Consider the following 21103-nt stretch of genomic DNA (forward strand, 5'->3'; position numbering starts at 1 on the left):
TACGTATGGCAAATCCATCCCAAAAATGGCTGCTGCGTCTGGCCCCCTGGTTTCTGCCCGTCGGCATTGTGATTGTCTGGCAAATCGCCTCGTCCGTGGGATGGTTGTCGAGCCGTATTCTGCCCTCTCCTGAGGGCGTGGTGGAGGCGTTCTGGTCGCTCAGTTCGAGCGGTGAGCTGTGGCAGCATCTGGCGATCAGCTCCTGGCGTGCACTAATAGGCTTTTCCATTGGCGGCTCGATTGGCCTGACGCTGGGGCTTATCAGCGGCCTCTCCCGCTGGGGCGAGCGTTTGCTGGATACGTCAATTCAAATGCTGCGTAACGTCCCGCATTTAGCATTAATCCCGCTGGTGATTCTGTGGTTTGGCATCGACGAGAGCGCCAAGATTTTCCTGGTGGCCCTCGGCACGCTGTTCCCGATTTACATCAACACCTGGCACGGCATTCGTAATATCGACCGTGGCCTGGTGGAGATGGCGCGCAGTTACGGATTGTCCGGCTTTGCGCTGTTTGTCCACGTGATCCTGCCGGGCGCGCTGCCGTCGATTATGGTCGGCGTGCGTTTCGCCCTCGGTCTGATGTGGCTGACGCTGATTGTGGCGGAGACCATCTCGGCCAACTCTGGGATCGGCTATCTGGCGATGAACGCCCGCGAATTTCTGCAAACCGACGTGGTGGTGGTGGCCATCATTCTTTACGCCCTGCTCGGCAAACTCGCCGACGTCAGCGCCCAGTGGCTTGAGCGTAGCTGGCTGCGCTGGAACCCGGCCTATTCCACGAAGGAGGCAAACGCATGAATACGGCTCGTTTAACCCAGGGGACACCGCTGCTGCTTAACGGCGTCACCAAACGCTACGGGGATAACACTATCCTGAACGCGCTGGATCTGCATGTCCCTGCCGGACAATTTGTTGCGGTTGTCGGGCGCAGCGGCGGGGGCAAAAGCACCCTGCTGCGCCTGCTCGCCGGGCTGGAGGCACCGAACGGTGGGGAATTGCTGGCGGGCAATACGCCGTTGGCGGATATTCAGGACGATACCCGCATGATGTTTCAGGATGCGCGCCTGCTGCCGTGGAAAACGGTTATCGACAACGTGGGGCTGGGGCTGAAAGGTAACTGGCGGGATAACGCACGTCAGGCGCTGCGCGCCGTCGGCCTCGAAAACCGTGCGGACGAGTGGCCTGCTGCCCTCTCCGGCGGCCAAAAACAGCGTGTGGCACTGGCGCGCGCGTTGATCCACCGGCCAGGCCTGCTGCTGCTGGACGAACCGCTCGGGGCGCTTGATGCCCTGACGCGCATCGAAATGCAGGATCTGATCGCCTCCCTGTGGCAGGAGCACGGTTTTACCGTGCTGCTGGTGACGCATGATGTGAGCGAGGCCGTGGCGATGGCGGATCGGGTGCTGTTAATTGAAGAAGGCAAAATCGGCCTGGATCTGGCAGTGGATATTCCTCGTCCACGACGGCTCGGTTCTGTAAGACTGGCCGAGCTGGAAGCAGAAGTGCTGGAGAGAGTGATGAAGCGTGGGGCAACTGAAGAGAAGGCCCGGCGTCATGGATAAAGAAGGCAATGCTTGAAAGCCTCTCCCGCAGAAAACGGTTAAACCCATAAAAAACGGCAACTTGCGTTGCCGTTTTGTTTTTACTTACCAGTGCTACCCGGTATTAACGTCAGGCCAGCGCCTTCGTAATCTTCTCGAACAGGTCGCCCGACAGATTTTCCAGCCCTTTTAACTGCTCAAGCGCAGCACGCATTTTCGCCTGACGCGCTGCGTCGTAGCGTTTCAGGCGGATCAGCGGCTCAATCAGACGCGATGCCACCTGCGGGTTACGGCTGTTAAGCTCAGTCAGCATTTCCACCATAAACTGATAACCGCTGCCGTCTTCCGCATGGAAGGCCGCTGGGTTGCTGCTGGCAAACGCGCCAATCAGGGAACGCACGCGGTTCGGGTTGCTCATGGTGAAAGAGCGGTGTTTAAGGAGATTGCGTACATTGCTCAGCACATCCGCCGCCGCGCTGGTGGCTTGCAGGATAAACCACTTATCCATCACCAGGCCGTCCTGATGCCACTTATCATCGTACTCTTGCATCAGCGCATCACGGCACGGCAGCTCTGCCGCCACGCTCGCCGCCAGGGCCGCTAAGGCGTCGGTCATGTTATCGGCTTCGTGATACTGCTTACTGACAAGCGCGTTCGCCAGTTCCGTTTCACCAAATGCCAGATAGCGCAGACAGGTGTTACGCAGGGAACGCTTGCCGATATCCGCGTGTTCCACACGGTATTCGTCAAGCTTGTTGGCGTTGTAAATGGCCAGGAATTCATCGGCCAGTTCGGTCGCCAGCGTGCGGGTCAGGGCTTCACGCACGGCGGTAATGGCGATGGGATCGATAATCTCGAACAGCTCGGCGATTTCGCTCGCGGACGGCAGCGTCAGGATCTCTGCGGCCAGCGCCGGATCGATTTTCTCATCCAGCAGAATAGCGCGGAACGCATCGGCAACGTGAACCGGGAGCGACAGCGGCTGACCCTGTTGGTGACGGTTCACGTTCAGTTTGATGTAGGTCGCCAGCAGACTCTGCGCCGCATCCCAGCGGGAGAAATCGTTGCGCGCATGACGCATCAAGAAGGTGAGCTGCTGATCGCTCCACTTATATTCCAGTTTCACCGGTGCGGAGAATTCGCACAGCAGCGCCGGAACCGGCTGGAAGTAGACGTTATCAAAGATGAAGGTCTGTTCCGCCTGGGTTACGTTCAGCACGTGATGCACCGGATGACCGCCCTTCTGCAGCGGGATCACGTTGCCTTCGTTATCGTACAGCTCAATGCTGAACGGAATGTGCAGCGGGTGCTTCTCTTCCTGCTCAGCCGTCGGCGGCGTGCGCTGGCTGATGGTCAGGGTGTACTGCTCGGTTTCCGGATTGTAGTCATCTTTAACGCTGACGATCGGCGTACCGGCCTGGCTGTACCAGCGGCGGAAATGCGACAGGTCGACGTTGGACGCATCTTCCATCGCCTGGACGAAATCGTCGCACGTCGCCGCGCTGCCGTCGTGGCGTTCGAAATAGAGCTGCATCCCTTTCTGGAAGTTCTCTTCGCCGAGCAGGGTGTGGATCATACGAATGATTTCAGAACCTTTCTCGTACACCGTCAGGGTGTAGAAGTTGTTCATCTCAATCACTTTGTCAGGGCGAATCGGGTGCGCCATTGGGCTGGCGTCTTCGGCAAACTGCAGGCCGCGCATGGTGCGCACATTGCTGATGCGGTTGACGGCGCGTGATCCCAGATCGGAGCTAAACTCCTGATCGCGGAACACGGTCAGGCCCTCTTTCAGGCTCAGCTGGAACCAGTCGCGGCAGGTGACGCGGTTCCCGGTCCAGTTGTGGAAATACTCGTGACCAATCACGCGTTCGATATCGAGATAATCTTTATCGGTGGCGGTGTCGGTACGGGCCAGCACGTATTTGGAGTTAAAGACGTTCAGGCCTTTGTTCTCCATCGCGCCCATATTAAAGAAGTCGACGGCGACGATCATATAGATGTCGAGATCGTACTCCAGGCCGAAACGCTCTTCGTCCCACTTCATAGAGTTAATCAGGGACGTCATCGCCCACGGCGCGCGGTCGAGGTTGCCACGATCGACAAACAGCTCCAGCGCGACGTCGCGGCCGGAACGGGTTTTAAACGTATCGCGCAGCACGTCGAAATCACCCGCGACCAGGGCAAACAGGTAGCATGGTTTCGGGAACGGATCCTGCCACTGTGTCCAGTGACGGCCATTTTCCAGCTCGCCCTGCCCCACACGGTTACCGTTGGAGAGCAGATACGGATAACGCTTTTTATCGGCAATAATTTTGGTGGTGAAACGCGCCAGAACGTCCGGGCGGTCCAGATACCAGGTAATATGGCGGAAACCTTCGGCTTCGCACTGGGTGCAAAGCGCCACGCCTGACTGATACAGGCCTTCCAGCGCCGTATTGGACGCCGGGCTGATTTCAGTCACGATGCGCAGGGAGAAACGCTCTGGCAGATTGTTGATGACCAGCTGGTTCTCTTCTTCTTTATAGTCAGACCAGGCTTCGTCGTTCACGTGGACTGAGACCAGCGTCAGGTCTTCGCCATCGAGACGCAGCGGAACAGCCGTCGCACTTTGGCGTGTGACCTGGCTTACGGCCGTGACAACGGTTTTGGTGGCATCCAGGTCAAAAGTCAGATCGATATCGCTAATCAGGTATTCCGGCGCACGGTAGTCGTGGCGGTATTTGGCTTGTGGCTGTTGTGTCATAGAAAACCTTATGCATCGTTTGTCGAATAACGAATCCAGTCTATTCCTGTTGTGTAAAACGCGCTACGCAGAATGTTCATCTTTTCAGGCGGAAAAACCATTTTTGCTACATTTGTATAACACGGGGCACGAAATGCCCTCGACCATAACGGCAGCTTATGTTGTGATCGGGGTTCAATAAATCGCTAAACAAGGTATACTCCAGCGGTTTCAATAGTTGTTTATTGTACTAAACGCTCCCGTGAGAGGATGCTACTGCGCACCTATGACTCAATTCGCTTCCCCTGTTCTGCATACACTGCTGGATACCGATGCGTATAAACTGCATATGCAGCAAGCCGTTTTTCACCATTACTATGATGTAGAGGTAGCGGCTGAATTTCGCTGCCGCGGTGATGACCTGCTCGGTATTTACGCTGATACCATCCGTGAACAGGTCGATGCCATGCAGCATCTGACTCTTCAGGACGACGAATACCAGTGGCTCTCTGGTCTCCCCTTTTTCAAAGCCGACTATCTCAACTGGCTGCGCGATTTTCGCTACAACCCTGAACAGGTTACCGTCACCAACAATAATGGCAGGCTGCACATTCGCCTCGCCGGCCCGTGGCGTGAAGTGATCATGTGGGAAGTGCCGCTGCTGGCGGTGATTAGCGAGATTGTGCACCGCTACCGTTCTCCCGAAGCGAGCGTTGAACAGGCGCTGGCGACGCTGGAAAGCAAGCTGGTTGATTTCCACCAGATGACAGAATCGATTGATATGTCCCGTTTCCGACTGATGGATTTCGGCACGCGCCGTCGTTTCTCCCGCGAAGTGCAGCAGGCGATTGTGGAACGTCTGCAGCAAGAGCCGTGGTTTGTCGGGACCAGCAACTATGATTTGGCGCGTCGCCGTAATCTGACGCCGATGGGTACACAGGCTCACGAGTGGTTCCAGGCGCATCAGCAGATAAGCCCCGATCTTGCCACCAGCCAGCGCGCGGCGCTCGCCGCATGGCTCGAAGAGTATTCAGATCAGCTGGGTATTGCCCTCACCGACTGTATTACCATGGATGCATTCCTGCGCGATTTCGGCCCGGAATTTGCCAATCGCTATCAGGGTCTGCGCCATGACTCCGGGGATCCGGTTGAATGGGGTGAGAAAGCAATCGCCCATTATCAGAAGCTCGGCATCGATCCGCTCACCAAAGTGCTGGTCTTTTCCGACAATCTGGATCTGACAAAAGCGGTCGATCTTTACCGCCAGTTCTCCTCCAGGGTTAACCTCAGCTTTGGCATCGGTACCCGCCTGACGTGCGATATCCCGCAGGTAAAACCGCTGAATATCGTCATCAAACTGGTGGAATGTAACGGCAAGCCGGTCGCCAAGCTCTCTGACAGTCCGGGTAAAACCATCTGCCATGATAAAGCGTTCGTGCGCGCACTGCGTAAAGCCTTCGATCTGCCACAGATTAAGAAAGCCAGTTAATCCTCTTCAGGGGGGCTTATCGGCCCCCCGTCCAAATTTTTACTAATTTCTCTCTTTTCCCTGCGAAATCTGCTTGTCTGATGGCGGATGCCAGGTAACATAGATATCCCCCTATAAGGGTGAACAAGTGTCTATTTTTTCCGACTATTAACAGAGAGAATATTATGAGCGTTGTGCCTGTAGCCGACGTACTCCAGGGCCGCGTCGCCGTTGACCAAGAAGTCACCGTGCGCGGATGGGTGCGTACTCGCCGAGATTCTAAAGCTGGCATCTCCTTCCTTGCCGTCTATGACGGTTCCTGCTTTGATCCTGTACAGGCCGTTATTAATAATTCTCTGCCCAATTACAATGACGAAGTTCTGCGCCTGACCACCGGCTGTTCCGTTATCGTGACGGGTGTCGTGGTTGCGTCTCCAGGCCAGGGTCAGAGCTTCGAAATCCAGGCGACGTCTGTTGAAGTGACCGGCTGGGTTGAAGATCCAGACACCTATCCAATGGCGGCAAAACGCCACAGCATCGAATATCTGCGTGAAGTGGCTCACCTGCGCCCGCGTACCAACATGATTGGTGCCGTCGCACGCGTTCGTCACACGCTGGCGCAAGCGCTGCACCGCTTCTTCGACGAGCAGGGTTACTTCTGGGTCTCCACGCCGCTGATCACCGCGTCCGATACCGAAGGTGCGGGCGAAATGTTCCGCGTTTCTACGCTGGATCTGGAAAATCTGCCGCGCACACCAGAAGGCAAAGTGGATTTCGACCAGGACTTCTTCGGTAAAGAGGCGTTCCTGACCGTTTCCGGCCAGCTTAACGGCGAAACCTACGCCTGCGCCCTGTCAAAAATCTACACCTTCGGCCCAACCTTCCGTGCTGAAAACTCCAACACCAGCCGCCACCTGGCGGAGTTCTGGATGCTGGAGCCAGAAGTGGCGTTTGCCGATCTGAATGACGCGGCGGCTCTGGCTGAAGCGATGCTGAAGTATGTCTTCAAAGCGGTTCTGGAAGAGCGCGCAGACGACATGAAATTCTTCGCCGAGCGTGTCGACAGCGATGCGGTTGCCCGTCTGGAGCGTTTCGTCTCTGCGGACTTTGCGCAGGTCGATTACACCGACGCGGTAGCGATCCTGGAAAAATGCGGTGAGAAATTCGAGAATCCGGTTTACTGGGGCGTGGATTTATCTTCTGAACACGAACGCTACCTGGCTGAGAAACACTTCAAAGCACCGGTGGTCGTGAAAAACTATCCGAAAGACATTAAGGCCTTCTACATGCGCCTTAATGAAGACGGTAAGACCGTTGCGGCGATGGATGTGCTGGCGCCGGGCATCGGTGAAATCATCGGTGGCTCTCAGCGTGAAGAGCGTCTGGACGTACTGGACGCGCGTATGGAAGAGATGGGCCTTAATCCAGCGGATTACAGCTGGTATCGCGACCTGCGCCGTTACGGTACCGTGCCACACTCAGGCTTCGGTCTGGGCTTTGAACGTCTGATTGCATACGTCACCGGCGTTCAGAACGTGCGTGACGTGATTCCATTCCCACGTACTCCGCGTAACGCCAGTTTCTAATCCTCACAATTAATAACGGCCAGCAACTGCTGGCCGTTATTTTATTCTGTACTGTCAGTTTATGTCAGTTGAAAGTCAGTATCTTCAAAGTGCAACCCCGCCAAATATTCCACCTGTTACGTTTTATTTCCATGAAATATCTACGAACAAAAAATAAACCCCATTCTTATTGCGCCTTATTACCTTTGCGTGCTTTAGCACAAAAAATACCCACTTACACAGCCCTCTGGATGGCTAATGTATACAATAAGAAAAAGTGGATTGTTTAACTTCTGTTGATACGAAAAGCCTTTATCAAAATTAAATATAAGCAATTCATATATATAGGAATGGGTTAGTGTTTTTATTCAGCAATCAGTTCCGAAATTTGAGGTGCTTCACAAAGTTCCGAATAATACACATTTAGTTACACATAATTTCTTTTTGTTACTCAATCTTTATCTTTGTAGCACTTTCAGGCTAGCGAAACGGTTATATGAATGGAAAGATGCCTGTCAGATACATAAAGACACCAAACTCTCATCAATAGTTCCGGAAATATTTATTGACAGAATTTATTGTGGGCAGTGGCGAGTGTCATAAAAAAACCAATGAGGGTAATAAATAATGATGAAGCGCAATATCCTGGCAGTGGTTATCCCTGCCCTGCTGGTAGCCGGTGCAGCAAACGCTGCAGAAATCTATAACAAAAACGGCAACAAACTGGACTTCTACGGTAAGGCTGTAGGTGAACACCAGTGGACTACCAACGGTGACTCTAACAACAATGACACCACCTATGCCCGTATCGGCTTCAAAGGTGAAACCCAGGTTAATGACCAGCTGACCGGTTACGGCCAGTGGGAATACAACATGGATGCTTCCGCACAGGAAGGCGCTCAGGGTACTAAAACCCGTCTGGCATTCGCTGGTCTGAAAGGCGGCGACTACGGTTCATTCGATTACGGCCGTAACTACGGTGCGTTCTACGATGCACTGGCATCTACCGATATGTTCGTTATCTGGGGTGGCGACTCCCTGGCAGCAACAGACAACTTCATGACTGGCCGTAGCACCGGTCTGGCAACTTACCGTAACTCCAACTTCTTCGGTCTGGTTGACGGTCTGAACCTGGGTCTGCAATACCAGGGTAAAAACGAATCTGGTCACACCCCAGCTCGTCAGAACGGCGACGGCGGCAGCTACTCTCTGGGTTATGACTTCGCTGAAGGCTTCAACGTAACTGCAGCATACACCAACTCTGACCGTTCTTCTGATCAGTCTGCTGACGGCAAAGGTAAACGCGCTGAAGGTTGGGCAACTTCTGTTAAATACGATGCGAACAACCTGTACGCATCTGTTATGTACGGCGAATCCCGTAACATGACCCGCGAAAACGACGACGAATTCGCAAACAAAACTCAGAACATTGAAGCAGTAGTACAGTACCAGTTCGACTTCGGCCTGCGTCCATCCCTGGGCTACGTACAGTCTAAAGGTAAAAACCTGAGCGACCGTAACGGCTTCGCTGGTGGCGACGCTGACCTGGTTAAATATATTGAGCTGGGTACCTGGTACTACTTCAACAAGAACATGAACGTATACGCGGCTTACCGTTTCAACCTGCTGGACGATAACAGCTACACCCGTGCGGTGAGTCTGTCTACCGACGACCAGGCTGGTGTTGGTATCGTTTACCAGTTCTAATAAGCAGCCCTCTCTGCTAAATGCCTTAAAAACAGGACTTCGGTCCTGTTTTTTTTATGGCTGAAAGCAAAAAGTAGCGACTTTTGAAAAGGCGCACGCTTTTCGTCGCAAACGGTTGGCATTTTGTAAATCTACCGTTAACCTGATAGCGGATTTCACTTCTGTAATCACAATGGAACCTCGTCATGTTTGAGAACATTACCGCCGCCCCTGCCGACCCTATTCTGGGCCTGGCCGATCTGTTTCGTGCCGATGACCGCCCTGGAAAAATCAACCTGGGTATTGGTGTCTATAAAGATGAAACCGGCAAGACTCCGGTCCTGACCAGCGTTAAAAAAGCTGAGCAGTATCTGCTGGAAAACGAAAACACCAAAAACTACCTCGGTATCGACGGTATCCCGGAATTTGGTCGCTGCACTCAGGAGCTGCTGTTTGGAAAAGGCAGCACGATCGTTAGTGATAAGCGTGCCCGCACAGCCCAGACCCCAGGCGGTACCGGCGCATTACGCGTCGCGGCGGATTTCCTCGCGAAAAACACCGCTGTGAAGCGCGTTTGGGTGAGCAACCCAAGCTGGCCGAACCACAAGAGCGTGTTTAACTCTGCGGGGCTGGAAGTGCGTGAATATGCTTATTATGACGCGGCAAACCATACGCTCGACTTTGACGGCCTGCTCTCCAGCCTGAACGAAGCACAGGCGGGTGACGTGGTGCTGTTCCATGGCTGCTGCCACAACCCAACCGGTATCGATCCGACGCTGGAACAGTGGGAACAGCTGGCAAAACTGTCTGTAGAAAAAGGCTGGTTGCCGCTCTTCGACTTCGCCTACCAGGGCTTTGCTCGCGGTCTGGAAGAAGATGCAGAGGGCCTGCGCGCCTTTGCTGCTGTTCATCAGGAACTTATCGTCGCCAGCTCCTATTCCAAGAACTTTGGTCTGTACAATGAGCGTGTTGGCGCCTGTACGCTGGTGGCGGCCGATGAGCAAACCGTTGATCGTGCGTTCAGCCAGATGAAATCGGTGATTCGTGCTAACTACTCCAACCCACCGGCACACGGTGCGTCTGTCGTAGCGACCATCCTCAGCAATGACGCCCTGCGCGCCATCTGGGAACAAGAGCTGAACGACATGCGTCAACGCATCCAGCGCATGCGTCTGCTGTTTGTGAACACGCTGGCAGAAAAAGGGGCGGATCGTGACTTCAGCTTCATCATCAAACAGAACGGGATGTTCTCGTTTAGCGGCCTGACCAAAGAACAGGTTCTGCGTCTGCGCGAAGAGTTTGGTGTGTATGCTGTCGCTTCTGGACGTGTGAACGTCGCGGGAATGACGCCAGACAACATGGCACCGCTGTGCGAAGCGATTGTCGCTGTACTGTAAAATTAGTACGCAGTACGCACAAAAAAGCCTGCTGATAGCAGGCTTTTTTAATGGAGTTTACCAGACAGGCATTTCATCCTGCAGGAACGGGTTGTGCACCCGCTCATATCCTAGCGTCGACAGTGGGCCATGGCCTGGAATAAACGTCACATCATCACCTAACGGTAATAACTTCTGTTTAATCGACTGGATCAACTGACCGTGGTCGCCGCGCGGGAAGTCGCTGCGTCCTACGCCGCCTTTGAAAATCACGTCACCCGAGACGAGCAAACGCGATTGATCGTCAAAGAAGACGATGTGCCCCGGGGTATGGCCCGGGCAATGCAACACCTGTAGCGTCACGTTTCCGACGTTAACGCTCTCGCCTTCATTCAGCCAGCGATCGGGCGTCAGAGGCTGACACTCATCAAGACCAAACATACGGCTTTGGGCAGGCAAGCCCTGCAGCCAGAACTCATCTTCTTTTTCCGGTCCAATGACTGGCACACCGTAATGTTGTGCCAGCTCTGCCGCAGCCCCCACATGGTCGAGGTGACCATGGGTCAGCAAAATCTGCATCAGCGTCACACCGGACGCGTCGACTTCCTGCTTGATCTTCTCAGCATCTCCGCCGGGATCGACAAGCGCGGCCAGTTTGGTTTGTTCACACCAGATTAATGAACAGTTCTGGGCGAACGCAGTCACCGGAATAATACGATAGTTCATACTGCTCCTTCATTATTACCAGTGCCGTGTTGGCCCGGTATCAATATGCACAAAGTTGCTACGTGGATAATATCCTACACCACCTGCGCGCATAGATAACGCAGCTTTGCGAATATTGGCTAATGAAACGCCTTCGATATGAAAGTCCATCGCCTGTCCTTTAGTGTGATAGCTTTTTTTGGCTACCCCACGGCTATGGGCGCGCAGTTCGTTATTGGTATCAATAGAGCGATAACCGGAAACGAGTTGCACCGGCTTGCGGGTTCCGAGCAGGCCCTGGAGGCGGAAAAGCTGATCAAATAATCCTGGGTCGATGGCTTTTATTTTATTCGCGCGGTAATCACGGAAAAAATGGTTGAGTCTTGCTAATTCATCCTGAATATAGCCTCTGCCATCGAAAAACTCCGCTTTTAACGTCTCACCAGTGTGAAGATTGTTGAGCGTTAAAATACGCGGACGTGGTGTCGAGAGGGTGGCAAATGCTGGCGTCGGTAAGATGGCCGCTGCGCCCAGCGCAACACCACCTAACGCCAGCAGCTTGCGGCGATTAGCGTCAAATTTGTCCATGATAATCAGGTCTACAGGTCAATGTTATCGTAAATATGCTTAGCGCACGAAGGGCACCATAACCGCCAGAACAGCCAACGTCAAGGCACCCAACCCCAGTAGATACGGGGCTTACAGCGATATAGCCTCTTCTCTACCATAACTTACGACAATCATTTTTCCCGAACTACTTCATTTACCTGATTAATTGTTCGGCTTTTGGCAAAATTTGTGCGCCAGATCGCGCGGTGAGATCGTAATTGTAAATATCTGTACGATATTGGGTACGTCCATCAGCACCAACAAACGCGGTCAGATAGTAAAGATTGACCGGAATATTTTGTCGAATATTCACGTAGCGCGTATTCCCTTCTTTCAGCGCATCGGATATCCGCGTGTTGTTCCAGCCTGCGTCACCCAACAGCATATTCGCCAGTTCGGAGGCCTTATTTACGCGAACACAGCCGGAACTGAGCGCGCGCGTATCTTTCTGGAACAGGTTGTGGTTGGGCGTGTCGTGCAGATAGATTGCATCGGAACTTGGCATATTAAATTTATAGCGGCCAAGCGAGTTACGCTCACCCGGAGCCTGCTGGAAACGGAATGGCAGATTTGTCGCCGTAATCGTCGACCAGTCGACCTGATACGGGTCAATCGCCTGATTGCTGTTCCAGCCGCGCATCACCGTATAACCGTGGCGTTCGAGATAACCCGGGTCATTCCACAACTTCGGCAGAATATCTTTGCGCGCAAGCGTCGGCGGGACGTTCCACGGCGGATTCACCACCACGTTGTTCAGCGCGCTGCTCATCATCGGCGTTTTACGATCCGGTCGTCCGACAATGACTCTGGAGGCCAGCACTTCGCTGCCATTCTGGTAATAAACCAGCGAATAGGCCGGTATGTTCACCATAATTCCGGTAGAAAGGGTTCCTGGAAGCAGGCGTAAACGCTGAATATTCAGGGCCAGCACGCCTGCGCGCTGCGCCGGTGATACGTTCAGCCAGTCGCGCGTTGACTGTCCAATGACCCCGTCAGCCCCCAGGCCCTGAGCCGTCTGGAACGCTTTTACTGCAGCAACCAGTTCACGGTCATAGGCAGCAGGTTTATCGACCGGAACGGCAGATTTTTTCTTCTGTACAGGCGCTGATGGGCTGACCACCACGCTTTGCGGATCATCCCCCGGCAGCGCAATTTTCGGCCCTGCATCGGCCTCACCAGAGCGGCGAAGAATTTCGCGCAGCGCAGGAACATCACTGCTCCACTGTCCTGGACGCAGCGTAGAGGTGCCACGCAGCTGCGGCCACGGGCGCGTATCCGCCACCAGTTGCAGCAACGACTGATGCATGGTGGCATATTGCGGATGGGCCGGTGCCAGACTGGCGATAAAGCGTACAAGCGTGCCCTTATCCAGCGACACTTGCCACTGGTTGATCACAGAGAGTGCGGGTGTCGCCAGCTTGTAAGGTTTTTCGCTGTACAGCCAGCGATTGCCATTGACCGGAATACCCGCCACAAACTGCAGATAGCCCATCATGGCATCGGAAAGAACTACGTCGCGCGCCATCCCCGTCACCGTCGGGTCAGTCAAAAGCTCAACCCACGCGGTAAACTGCGGCTGGAAACCGGCGATAGCCACTTCCGCCAGCTGCTGCTGGAAAGCGCGCACCGCATCGCGATCGTCCCACATCGGTTTCATCTCGCGCGCGGCATACAGTAAGGTCAACTGATTAAGATAGGCGGGCGTGTAGCCGGACGGCAGTCCGGATTGCAGCTGCTGGCGCACGGCTTGCGTATCCACATCCGCAGGCAGCGTTTTGATACCTGCCATAATGGCGGTCGCGGAAGATTGTTCCAGTGGTTGCAGCAGCGAAGTGGGCTGTGCGCCCATCGTCGCCGAACTGTCGACAGGAACCACTTCAGGCTCATCAGCCTGGGCATTAAACAGTGGAGCGAATATTAACGTCAGGCACACACTGAGTGCGGATAGCTGACGACCATGAATTTTCTTTAGCAACATCCCTTGCCCCCTGTTTGCTTTACGACCTGCCCACAACACCGGGGCTTTTCTTCAGTATAGAAAGGCATAGACGCTACTGCCTTGCCTTATGTAAAGAAGTTTAAAGATAACGCAGCCCTGAGCGCAAGTTAAGCAAATAAAAAGGGCAGCACCTGTGTGCCGCCCTTTTTATCAAAACGCGTTAAGACGCGTCAGCCGTACCCGGTAACGACTCCGGCGGCTGCGGCGCAAAACCGCGCAGCCCCACGACGTGAACATGTTCGGTATTATTAAACACTTTACGCACCAGTTTGTACGTCGTGCCTTTTTCCGGACTGATGTTCTCAGGTGCCGCAATAATCAGCTGCATATCCAGACGGTCGCACAGCTCAAACAGCGTTGCGATTGAACGGGCATCCAGACGCGCGGCCTCATCGAGGAACAGCAGGCGACACGGCGAGATATCTTTGCCACGCAGGCGGCGCGCTTCATCTTCCCAGCTCTGCACGACCATCACCAGAATCGACATCCCGGTACCGATCGCTTCGCCGGTAGAAAGTGCGCCGGATTCTGCACGCAGCCAGCCGTCAGAACCACGGTTAACCTCAACTTCCATTTCCAGATAGTTACGGTAATCCAGCAGCTCTTCACCAATGGTTTGCGGCGTACGCTGGCCCATATCAATCTGCGGATTCAGGCGCTGATACAGTTTCGCCAGCGCTTCGGAGAAGCTGAGACGGTTGCTGTTAAACAGATCCTGATGCTGCTCGTGCTGCTCAGAGAGCACATCCAGCAGCGTGGCGTGCGCTTCACGGACGTTAACGTTCAGACGAACGCTGTTCACCTGGCCGAACGACACACTCTGCAGACCCTGGTTGAGCATCCGGATACGGTTCTGCTCGCGCTGAATCGTTTTGCGAATAATGTTCGCCACGCTGCGAGAGCTGATGGCCAGCTTCTGTTCGCGGGAGGTCAGCTCTTCTGTCAGGCGACCCAGTTCGATCTCCATCTGTTCGATCGCTTCGACCGGATCGTCCGTGCGAATGATGTCCTGGCGAATACGTTCACGCAGGTGCTGATAAACCGCCACGAAGAACTGAATTTTGCGCTCAGGACGTTTTGGATCTTCAGACATACGCAGCACATCGCGCAGATGTTCGTTGTCCGCCACCGCAAGACGTAGAGCACCCAACGCTTTATCCGACATCGAACGCAGCTCATCGCCAGAGAGATAGGCCAGCTCGCGACGGTGCAGACGACGCTCGACGCCATTGTCTTTCACCATGCGCATCACCGCACACCAGCCCGCCTTGGCGGTCACGACCTGCTCGCGCATCTCGTGGTAATCGCGTTCCAGCTTACGCAGGCGACGGGTCAGGTTATCCATCTCCGCTTCGCACAGTGTCAGGGCTTTTTCCAGCTGGTGACGGCGTGAACGGTTATTGCTCAGCTGGCTGTGCAACTCATCGCGGCGAATGCGCGCGCGCTCTTCCGCCCCGCTGTCCGCGCGAACGCCGATATCCTGCAACTCTTTATGCAGATCGGTGAGCAGCTCTTTCTTGGTGTCGAAGGAGCTTTTCAGCGATGCCAGCACCTGATTGTACTGACTCAGCTGTGCGGCATGGCTGCGCAGCGCATCGCGGCTGCGGCTACGTTCTGCTTCTGCCTGCTCCAGACGCTGGCGCAGTTTTTCGTTCAAATCACTGTTGCCACTCAGCATTTCTGCCGAGTCGCTATAACCAAAGTGCGCGCGACGCTGCACCACTTCGGTCAGTGCGAACGCCTGCTGGCGCGCATCACGCTGCACCTGCTGGGAGTACGCATAATCTTCTTTCAGCTGTTCATACTGTTCCGGATCGCTTTGCAGAACCGACAGCACAGGCTCCAGTTTCGCGAGCTGATTGCCGTGCTGCTGGACGAAGCGCGCGGCTTCCTGAGCTTCATCCAGGCGTTCCTGAATTTCATCCACGCGATCGGCGAGGGTTTCGTCACCCAGCAGATTCAGACGCGGCAGGATACGGTTCAGGGCGGCAACGCCCTCTTTCGCCTGTTCAAACTGTACGCGGCTCTGCTGATTATCATTTTCATGATTGCTCAGGGCGCGCTCAAGTTCGCCGCGACGGGTATTGAGTTTACGGATCTCAGCTTCCGGATCCGGCTCAAAGGCAACCGCAACGTGGCTGCCGATAAAGCGGCTGAAGGCCTGGTGCAAACGCTGGGTTTTCTGCACGTCAAACGACAGGGTCGCAAAGCGTTCAGACAGGGTTTCACGTTCGGCATGCAGGTTTTCGATGCGGTTTTCACGCGCGGCGCGGCCAAAGATCGGCAGCGTCGGGAAGCGAGAATAACGCCACTGGCGATCGGCAACTTTCACGACCACCGCTTTTTCCAACTCATCGACGCTGAACACGCTATCATCGAAGGACTGCGGATCCCCTTCGATCAAATAGAGATCTTCCGGACACTCTTCCAGCCCTTCCAGCTGATCGGCAATCAGCGATAAATCCGGCACGACGATCGCATGACGGGACGGGCCATACAGCGCAGAGTAATACGGCGCATCTTCAAGGCTGACGTCGTCGTAAATTTCGGACAGCAGCACGCCACCAAAACGTTCCGCCAGCGCATTAAGACGCGAATCTTCCGCGCCGCCTGGCTGACTTAAACGTTCAATCTCTTCATCGACGGCATTTTTACGCGCGCCGATTTCGTCACGCTCAACAATGGCTTCGCGCTCGCGCTCAAGCAGCTGTTGCAGGTATTCGGTTACTTCTGAGCTAGACTCGAACTCTTCGCCACACTGCTCGCTCAGCTGGTTCAGGCTGCTTTGCGCAGCCAGCCAGACTGGCGCACGTCGCAGCAGCGTCTGGGTGCGCGACTGTAGCTGTTCCAGCTCCTGGCGCAGAACCATGCGCTGCTCGCTGGCGCTGGAGACGCTATCAGACAGAGACGCGATACGCGCTTCCAGCTCCTGATGCAGCGTTTCCAGATCGTCGATATCGACATGCTTACCCTGGCGCTTGCAGAATTCGGCCAGCAGGCGTTCCGCCTCTTGCTGTTCACGCAGACGCTGTTCAAGCTCGTTCAGACGCATACGCAGCGGCTGAACCTGCTCCGCCAGATGGCGCTGATTGACGCCATCGCGCAGCAAGTCGCGCGCCACTTCCCAGGCATCACTGCGCGCCAGCGGGCCGTTGATCGCCGCAACCAGCTGATATGCCTGTTCGAACTGACTGTGCGCGGCCTGCGCCACGCTCATTTTCTGATCGAGGGAGAGCAATTTCTCCGTCGCTTCCTGTTCTTTTGCCTGGAAGGTCTCCAGCCACTCGTCGGCACTATCCGGCGTTAAATCCGGGAGGTGGCACAGCTCTTTCGCACGTTGCAGCGCCTGTAATGCCTGGGTGTACTGGATGGCACGGGTTTGCTGAACATCGAGAGCCTGCTGGTAGTCGGCCAGCTGGTTTTTCAGCTCATCCACTTCCAGCTCGGCGGCCTCGGCGCGCGCCTCTTTCTCTTCCTGCATATCGGCGGCTTCTGCCACCACTTCGTTTTGCTCTTCGAGACGGATCTGCAGCTCATCGAGATCGGCTTCGTAGCGCTCGATTTTCTCCTGCTGACGCAGGGCAGTTTGCACCAGATTCAGATGATCGCTGGCCGCCTGATAATCGGCTTCCAGATCGCCTTCGGCACCGTTGTGTTCGCCCAGCTCGCGGGCCATCTCAACGTGTTTGTACTGCTCGGCCACCAGCTGCTTACGGGAGGTAAACAGCTCGCGACGGTACTCCAGCGCTTTATCCAGATGAATGCGACGCTCGTTGGCGTGACGCATGTAGTCCGCCGCCACGTAGTTGGTCGCTTCGCTGATCAGATGTTTAAACAGATCGCGGTCAGACTGGGTGACGCGAATCGCTTCCAGCGTCATGCGGTTTTCACGCAGCGCCGCTTCCATATCCTGGAAGGCTTTGCGCACGCCGCTGTTTTCCGGCAACAGGTAGTCGCGCAGGGAGCGGGTGATGGCGCTGGAAATCCCGCCGTACAGGGAGGCTTCAATCAGGCGATAGTATTTGCTGCGGTCCGACGCGGTGCGCAGACGACGCGCGACAACGCCCAGATCGAACATCAGCGAGTGATAATCAGTGATCGAGTTGAACTGTTTAAACTGGACGCCTTCAATCGCTTCGAGCTTTTCTTTCAGTTCATTCAGCGGCAGCACGCGCGCCTGACGATCGTTAAGGGTTTCCGTCAGCAGTGACGTCGGTTGAACCGACGTTGGCAGCCCCTGGATGGCGAAAGGTTTGATATCGACTTTACGGTCGCGGCCCGCAATTTGTTGCAGGCGCACACCGACCACCACACGCTGGTGTCGGGAGTTGATCACATCCAGCACCGAATAACAGACGCCCGCCTTCAGCTTACCGTGCAGACCTTTATCACGAGACCCGCTCGTCGCGCCCGCTTCGGTGGTGTTACGGAAGTGTAGCAGCGTCAAATCAGGGATCAGCGCCGTGACGAACGCCGCCATGGTGGTGGATTTACCCGCCCCGTTACCGCCGGAGAGCGTGGTGACCAGCTCATCCAGATCGAAGGTTCGGGCGAAGAAACCGTTCCAGTTAACCAGCGTTAGCGAACGAAATTTACCGCGTTCAATCATTACTCTTCCTCCCCGCTATCCGGCTGACTCTCTTCATTCTCATCATTGAGCTGCAAATTATTTTCGATTGGCATGGCTTCACCGTCGCGGATCATGCGCAGCTGCGCTTCACGCGGGTCGTCGCCAGTGCGCACATCAGCGCCAAAGCGGAACACGGATTCAGTAATGCGGAATTTGCTGCTGTCGTGGCCCATAAACCAGACCATCCCCAGACGGCGCAGGCGGTTCAGGGAAGAGCGCACTTTTTCCTGTAACTTCTGGCGGTCAAGATCCGACCCGGTGGAGCGGTTGTTCACAAGCTTAAGCAGTTTGCCTTCGTCTGCGAGGCTCATCAGCTCGTCATACAGCTCTTGCTGAGTGAAGATGCCTTCGTTGGCCAGACGTTCCGGGCTGAGGTAGAGATAGCAAAGAATTTTGCCCACCATCATGTCCAGCTCAGACAGCACAGAGCGTGGGATCAGCGTCGTGGAGCGCGGGCGCAGGTAGAAAAAGCCTTCTGGCGCGCGGATCAACTCGACGTTGTAACGGGTATAAAACTCTTCCAGATACTCCTGGAAGTCCATCAGAAAAGCGTGATTATCCAGCTCGTCAAGACCAATGTGACGACCGGCACGCAGCTGGCTGTCCAGCGCCGGAAATAACGGATTTGCCAGCGCCTGGGCCAGTTTAACTGGCATCACTTGTTCAATATTTGTCAATGACATGCGCCTGTACCTTGGCTCCGTAATCGTTAATCGGCTGCCACTTCGGCGGCAGTCCGGTGAAATCTGCTTGCGCGACGCCCAGGCGAACGGCCTGGTCGACGACGATGCGGGCGATATCAAAATGGCGCGCACGCGGGTATTGCACCAGATAGTCGCGCACCACGAGGCCGAGATCCAGCGGCACTTGTCTGGTTTTGTAGACGGCCAGCTGTTCTTCGATCATCGCGGCAAGTTGCTCACGAATTTCGTTGAATTCTTCAAACTCCAGATCCGGCGGCAGTTCGCCGGTGACCTCTTCGTCGCGCAGTGCCATCTCTTCGTCGCGCATATCCAGCAGACGATCGGCGTTGGCGTAGGTCAGCGCCCATGGCGCATCGAAATAGCTTTGTACCGACTGACGCAGACGCTGGGCGAACACGCGGTTCTTGTCCATGTCGATGGCGGTACGGATGAATTTATGCACGTGGCGGTCATAGCCGATCCAGAGATCGATCGACTGCTGGCCCCAGCTGATAATACGGTCGAGTTTGCTTTGCAGATCGAATACCAGGCGATCGACAAAATGCAGATCGTCATGCGCCAGCGTCGCATCCTGGATGCGCAGCAGATTCGCCTGGAGTTTATCCCCTGCAGCTTCAAGCGTGTCCTGCAGTTCACGCAGGGTCCCGGACGTTTCAGACAACAGCAGTTCACAGCTTGAGATAGCCGCACGCCAGTCTTTATTCAGCAGCTGTGCGATATCGTCTTTCACCTGCTGCTGCTGCTCGTCCATCAGACGCTGGGTGAGATCGATACTGTCGAAAATTTCGGCCACCGAGTATTTCAGCGGCGCGTAGACATTTCGATGCCAGTGGAATTCATCCCCATTTTCGTCCGCAGCATCCGCCGCCCGTTTAAGCTCGCCCGCCACAATCGACAGCTGCATGGAGAGGCGCAGCGTGGAGAATTCGCGCTGACGGATGTAATAGTCCGTAATGCCGATGCCCAGCGGTGTCAGACGGTAGATAGCGTTTCCTTCCGCCTGCTCGCTTGTAAAGCGGTTCAGCAGACGTTGACGCACCATCTCGTTGATCGCGTTGTTGGCACGCACGCTAATGGTTTCGCTGGTTTGCTCAAACGCATCACTGACATGGCGGAACGCGTCCACCAGTTCACCCTCGCTCATTTCTCCATCCAGGCGTTCGCCGTTAAGCGTAGCGACCGCCAGCAGGAAAGAGAGCCTGTCTACCGGCAGCGAGATGGAGAAATCGTTTTTCCTGGCCCAGGCAACCAGTTCGGGGACTGTCTGGGAAAATTCACTCATAAATTATCCTTGCTTCTGCGGCTTGCGCGCGATGACGTGAATATATCGCCCAAGACTGATAAAGGGTTCCTGACGGCAATACCGCGTTTCTATTTCTGTTAAAGCGTCAAGACAGTCATGCTGTTTTTGTTTATCGCGCAGATAATCATGAAAAACCCTGACGCCCGTTTTCCCGGTGATCTCCCACCCCATCTCTTCCAGCCAGCCATAGACCTGCTGCGGATCGCGTGGAAAATCCGGCGAAAGCGTGCGCCGTTTCTTTTTATACATGCCCTGTTGCACATAGCCGAAATTGCCCACCAGCACGTTACGCATCAGCAGGCCGTTAGCATTGTAGAACATCAGCGACAACGCGCCGCCGGGCGTAAGCACAGACCACAGAGTTTTTAACATTTCCTGAGGTTCGGCGACCCATTCCAGCACAGCATGAAACAATATCAGATCAACCTGAGTTTCCAAATGCTGCGCAATGTCCTGAGCGGCGCAATGTATAAAATGCATGTTGTCGCTCACACCTTTCTCTTCTGCCGCACGTTTCGCACGCGCCACCATTTCAGCAGAAAGATCGCAAAGCGTGACGTGATGGCCGCGCTGCGCCATTAAAATGGCCGTCTGACCTTCACCGCCGCCCGCATCCAGTACCCGCAACTTTCGGTCACCAAAGGTGGCCAGCACGTTATCCAGATCCTGCCAGAGGATCGTCTGACGTAACTGCCCCTTGGTGGTGCCGTAAATGTTCCGCGAAAACTTTTCCGCGATGTCATCAAAATTGCGATCCCGCATTGGGAGAGTTCCATCCGCTAGCAGCAAAACCGCT

Annotated in this window: 14 protein-coding genes; 6 read left to right on the forward strand and 8 right to left on the reverse strand. The window is 55.0% G+C overall.

What is annotated here, in order from left to right; translation table 11 throughout:
- Window positions 1-5 precede the first annotated feature (5 nt).
- A complete protein-coding gene (ssuC, locus tag OVA10_RS17045) occupies window positions 6-797 on the forward strand; it encodes an aliphatic sulfonate ABC transporter permease SsuC (protein WP_100780699.1) in 792 nt (263 codons plus the stop codon).
- Window positions 794-1561, forward strand: coding sequence for an aliphatic sulfonates ABC transporter ATP-binding protein (gene ssuB, locus OVA10_RS17050; RefSeq protein WP_100780700.1), 768 nt, complete (start codon window positions 794-796; stop codon window positions 1559-1561). The genes ssuC and ssuB overlap by 4 nt, the downstream gene beginning before the upstream one ends.
- A 109-nt stretch (window positions 1562-1670) precedes the next feature.
- On the opposite strand, the gene pepN is transcribed toward ssuB, so the two are convergent.
- The gene (pepN, locus tag OVA10_RS17055) at window positions 1671-4283 is read right to left on the reverse strand and encodes an aminopeptidase N (protein ID WP_268196494.1); all 2613 of its coding nucleotides are present in this window, start codon (window positions 4281-4283) and stop codon (window positions 1671-1673) included.
- Window positions 4284-4548: 265 nt separating this feature from the next.
- Here pepN and pncB point away from each other — a divergent pair, with 265 nt between their 5' ends.
- From pncB to OVA10_RS17075, 4 genes are all read left to right on the forward strand, one after another.
- A complete protein-coding gene (gene pncB, locus OVA10_RS17060) occupies window positions 4549-5751 on the forward strand; it encodes a nicotinate phosphoribosyltransferase (RefSeq protein WP_268196495.1) in 1203 nt (400 codons plus the stop codon).
- A 164-nt stretch (window positions 5752-5915) separates the two neighbouring features.
- A complete protein-coding gene (asnS, locus tag OVA10_RS17065) occupies window positions 5916-7316 on the forward strand; it encodes an asparagine--tRNA ligase (protein ID WP_100776978.1) in 1401 nt (466 codons plus the stop codon).
- A gap of 606 nt (window positions 7317-7922) precedes the next feature.
- On the forward strand, window positions 7923-9002 hold the full coding sequence (locus OVA10_RS17070; protein WP_100776981.1) for a porin: 1080 nt from the start codon (window positions 7923-7925) through the stop codon (window positions 9000-9002).
- Between the two features lie 185 nt (window positions 9003-9187).
- On the forward strand, window positions 9188-10378 hold the full coding sequence (locus tag OVA10_RS17075) for an amino acid aminotransferase (RefSeq protein ID WP_100776982.1): 1191 nt from the start codon (window positions 9188-9190) through the stop codon (window positions 10376-10378).
- A gap of 57 nt (window positions 10379-10435) precedes the next feature.
- On the opposite strand, the gene OVA10_RS17080 is transcribed toward OVA10_RS17075, so the two are convergent.
- The 7 genes from OVA10_RS17080 to cmoM all read right to left on the reverse strand — a co-directional run bounded on the left by OVA10_RS17080 (window position 10436) and on the right by cmoM (window position 21069).
- Entirely contained in the window at window positions 10436-11083 is a 648-nt protein-coding gene (locus OVA10_RS17080) for an MBL fold metallo-hydrolase (protein ID WP_100776983.1), read from the reverse strand.
- 15 nt (window positions 11084-11098) lie between these two features.
- Window positions 11099-11650, reverse strand: a complete 552-nt coding sequence (locus OVA10_RS17085) for a YcbK family protein (RefSeq protein WP_181827572.1) — start codon at window positions 11648-11650, stop codon at window positions 11099-11101.
- 175 nt (window positions 11651-11825) lie between these two features.
- Window positions 11826-13649, reverse strand: coding sequence for a L,D-transpeptidase (gene ldtD, locus OVA10_RS17090; RefSeq protein WP_268196496.1), 1824 nt, complete (start codon window positions 13647-13649; stop codon window positions 11826-11828).
- Between the two features lie 181 nt (window positions 13650-13830).
- Window positions 13831-18279 carry a chromosome partition protein MukB gene (gene mukB, locus OVA10_RS17095; protein WP_100776986.1) on the reverse strand — a complete coding sequence of 1483 codons (4449 nt, stop codon included), beginning with the start codon at window positions 18277-18279 and terminating at the stop codon, window positions 13831-13833.
- Window positions 18279-18983 carry a chromosome partition protein MukE gene (gene mukE / locus OVA10_RS17100; RefSeq protein ID WP_123429151.1) on the reverse strand — a complete coding sequence of 235 codons (705 nt, stop codon included), beginning with the start codon at window positions 18981-18983 and terminating at the stop codon, window positions 18279-18281. The genes mukB and mukE overlap by 1 nt, the downstream gene beginning before the upstream one ends.
- Window positions 18964-20286, reverse strand: coding sequence for a chromosome partition protein MukF (gene mukF / locus OVA10_RS17105; RefSeq protein WP_100776988.1), 1323 nt, complete (start codon window positions 20284-20286; stop codon window positions 18964-18966). Before mukF ends, mukE begins: the two co-directional genes overlap by 20 nt.
- A gap of 3 nt (window positions 20287-20289) precedes the next feature.
- Window positions 20290-21069, reverse strand: a complete 780-nt coding sequence (gene cmoM, locus OVA10_RS17110; protein ID WP_102105759.1) for a tRNA uridine 5-oxyacetic acid(34) methyltransferase CmoM — start codon at window positions 21067-21069, stop codon at window positions 20290-20292.
- Window positions 21070-21103 lie beyond the last annotated feature (34 nt).

The sequence above is a fragment of the Lelliottia sp. SL45 genome (assembly GCF_026672535.1).
Classification (GTDB): Bacteria; Pseudomonadota; Gammaproteobacteria; order Enterobacterales; family Enterobacteriaceae; genus Enterobacter; species Enterobacter nimipressuralis.

What these genes read in the sequence shown, in the direction of transcription:
- ssuC (WP_100780699.1), top strand. Translation starts at nt 6, where the DNA reads ATGGCAAATCCATCCCAAAAATGGCTGCTGCGTCTGGCCCCCTGGTTT.
- ssuB (WP_100780700.1), top strand. Translation starts at nt 794, where the DNA reads ATGAATACGGCTCGTTTAACCCAGGGGACACCGCTGCTGCTTAACGGC.
- pepN (WP_268196494.1), bottom strand. Translation starts at nt 4,283, where the DNA reads ATGACACAACAGCCACAAGCCAAATACCGCCACGACTACCGTGCGCCG.
- pncB (WP_268196495.1), top strand. Translation starts at nt 4,549, where the DNA reads ATGACTCAATTCGCTTCCCCTGTTCTGCATACACTGCTGGATACCGAT.
- asnS (WP_100776978.1), top strand. Translation starts at nt 5,916, where the DNA reads ATGAGCGTTGTGCCTGTAGCCGACGTACTCCAGGGCCGCGTCGCCGTT.
- OVA10_RS17070 (WP_100776981.1), top strand. Translation starts at nt 7,923, where the DNA reads ATGATGAAGCGCAATATCCTGGCAGTGGTTATCCCTGCCCTGCTGGTA.
- OVA10_RS17075 (WP_100776982.1), top strand. Translation starts at nt 9,188, where the DNA reads ATGTTTGAGAACATTACCGCCGCCCCTGCCGACCCTATTCTGGGCCTG.
- OVA10_RS17080 (WP_100776983.1), bottom strand. Translation starts at nt 11,083, where the DNA reads ATGAACTATCGTATTATTCCGGTGACTGCGTTCGCCCAGAACTGTTCA.
- OVA10_RS17085 (WP_181827572.1), bottom strand. Translation starts at nt 11,650, where the DNA reads ATGGACAAATTTGACGCTAATCGCCGCAAGCTGCTGGCGTTAGGTGGT.
- ldtD (WP_268196496.1), bottom strand. Translation starts at nt 13,649, where the DNA reads ATGTTGCTAAAGAAAATTCATGGTCGTCAGCTATCCGCACTCAGTGTG.
- mukB (WP_100776986.1), bottom strand. Translation starts at nt 18,279, where the DNA reads ATGATTGAACGCGGTAAATTTCGTTCGCTAACGCTGGTTAACTGGAAC.
- mukE (WP_123429151.1), bottom strand. Translation starts at nt 18,983, where the DNA reads ATGTCATTGACAAATATTGAACAAGTGATGCCAGTTAAACTGGCCCAG.
- mukF (WP_100776988.1), bottom strand. Translation starts at nt 20,286, where the DNA reads ATGAGTGAATTTTCCCAGACAGTCCCCGAACTGGTTGCCTGGGCCAGG.
- cmoM (WP_102105759.1), bottom strand. Translation starts at nt 21,069, where the DNA reads ATGCGGGATCGCAATTTTGATGACATCGCGGAAAAGTTTTCGCGGAAC.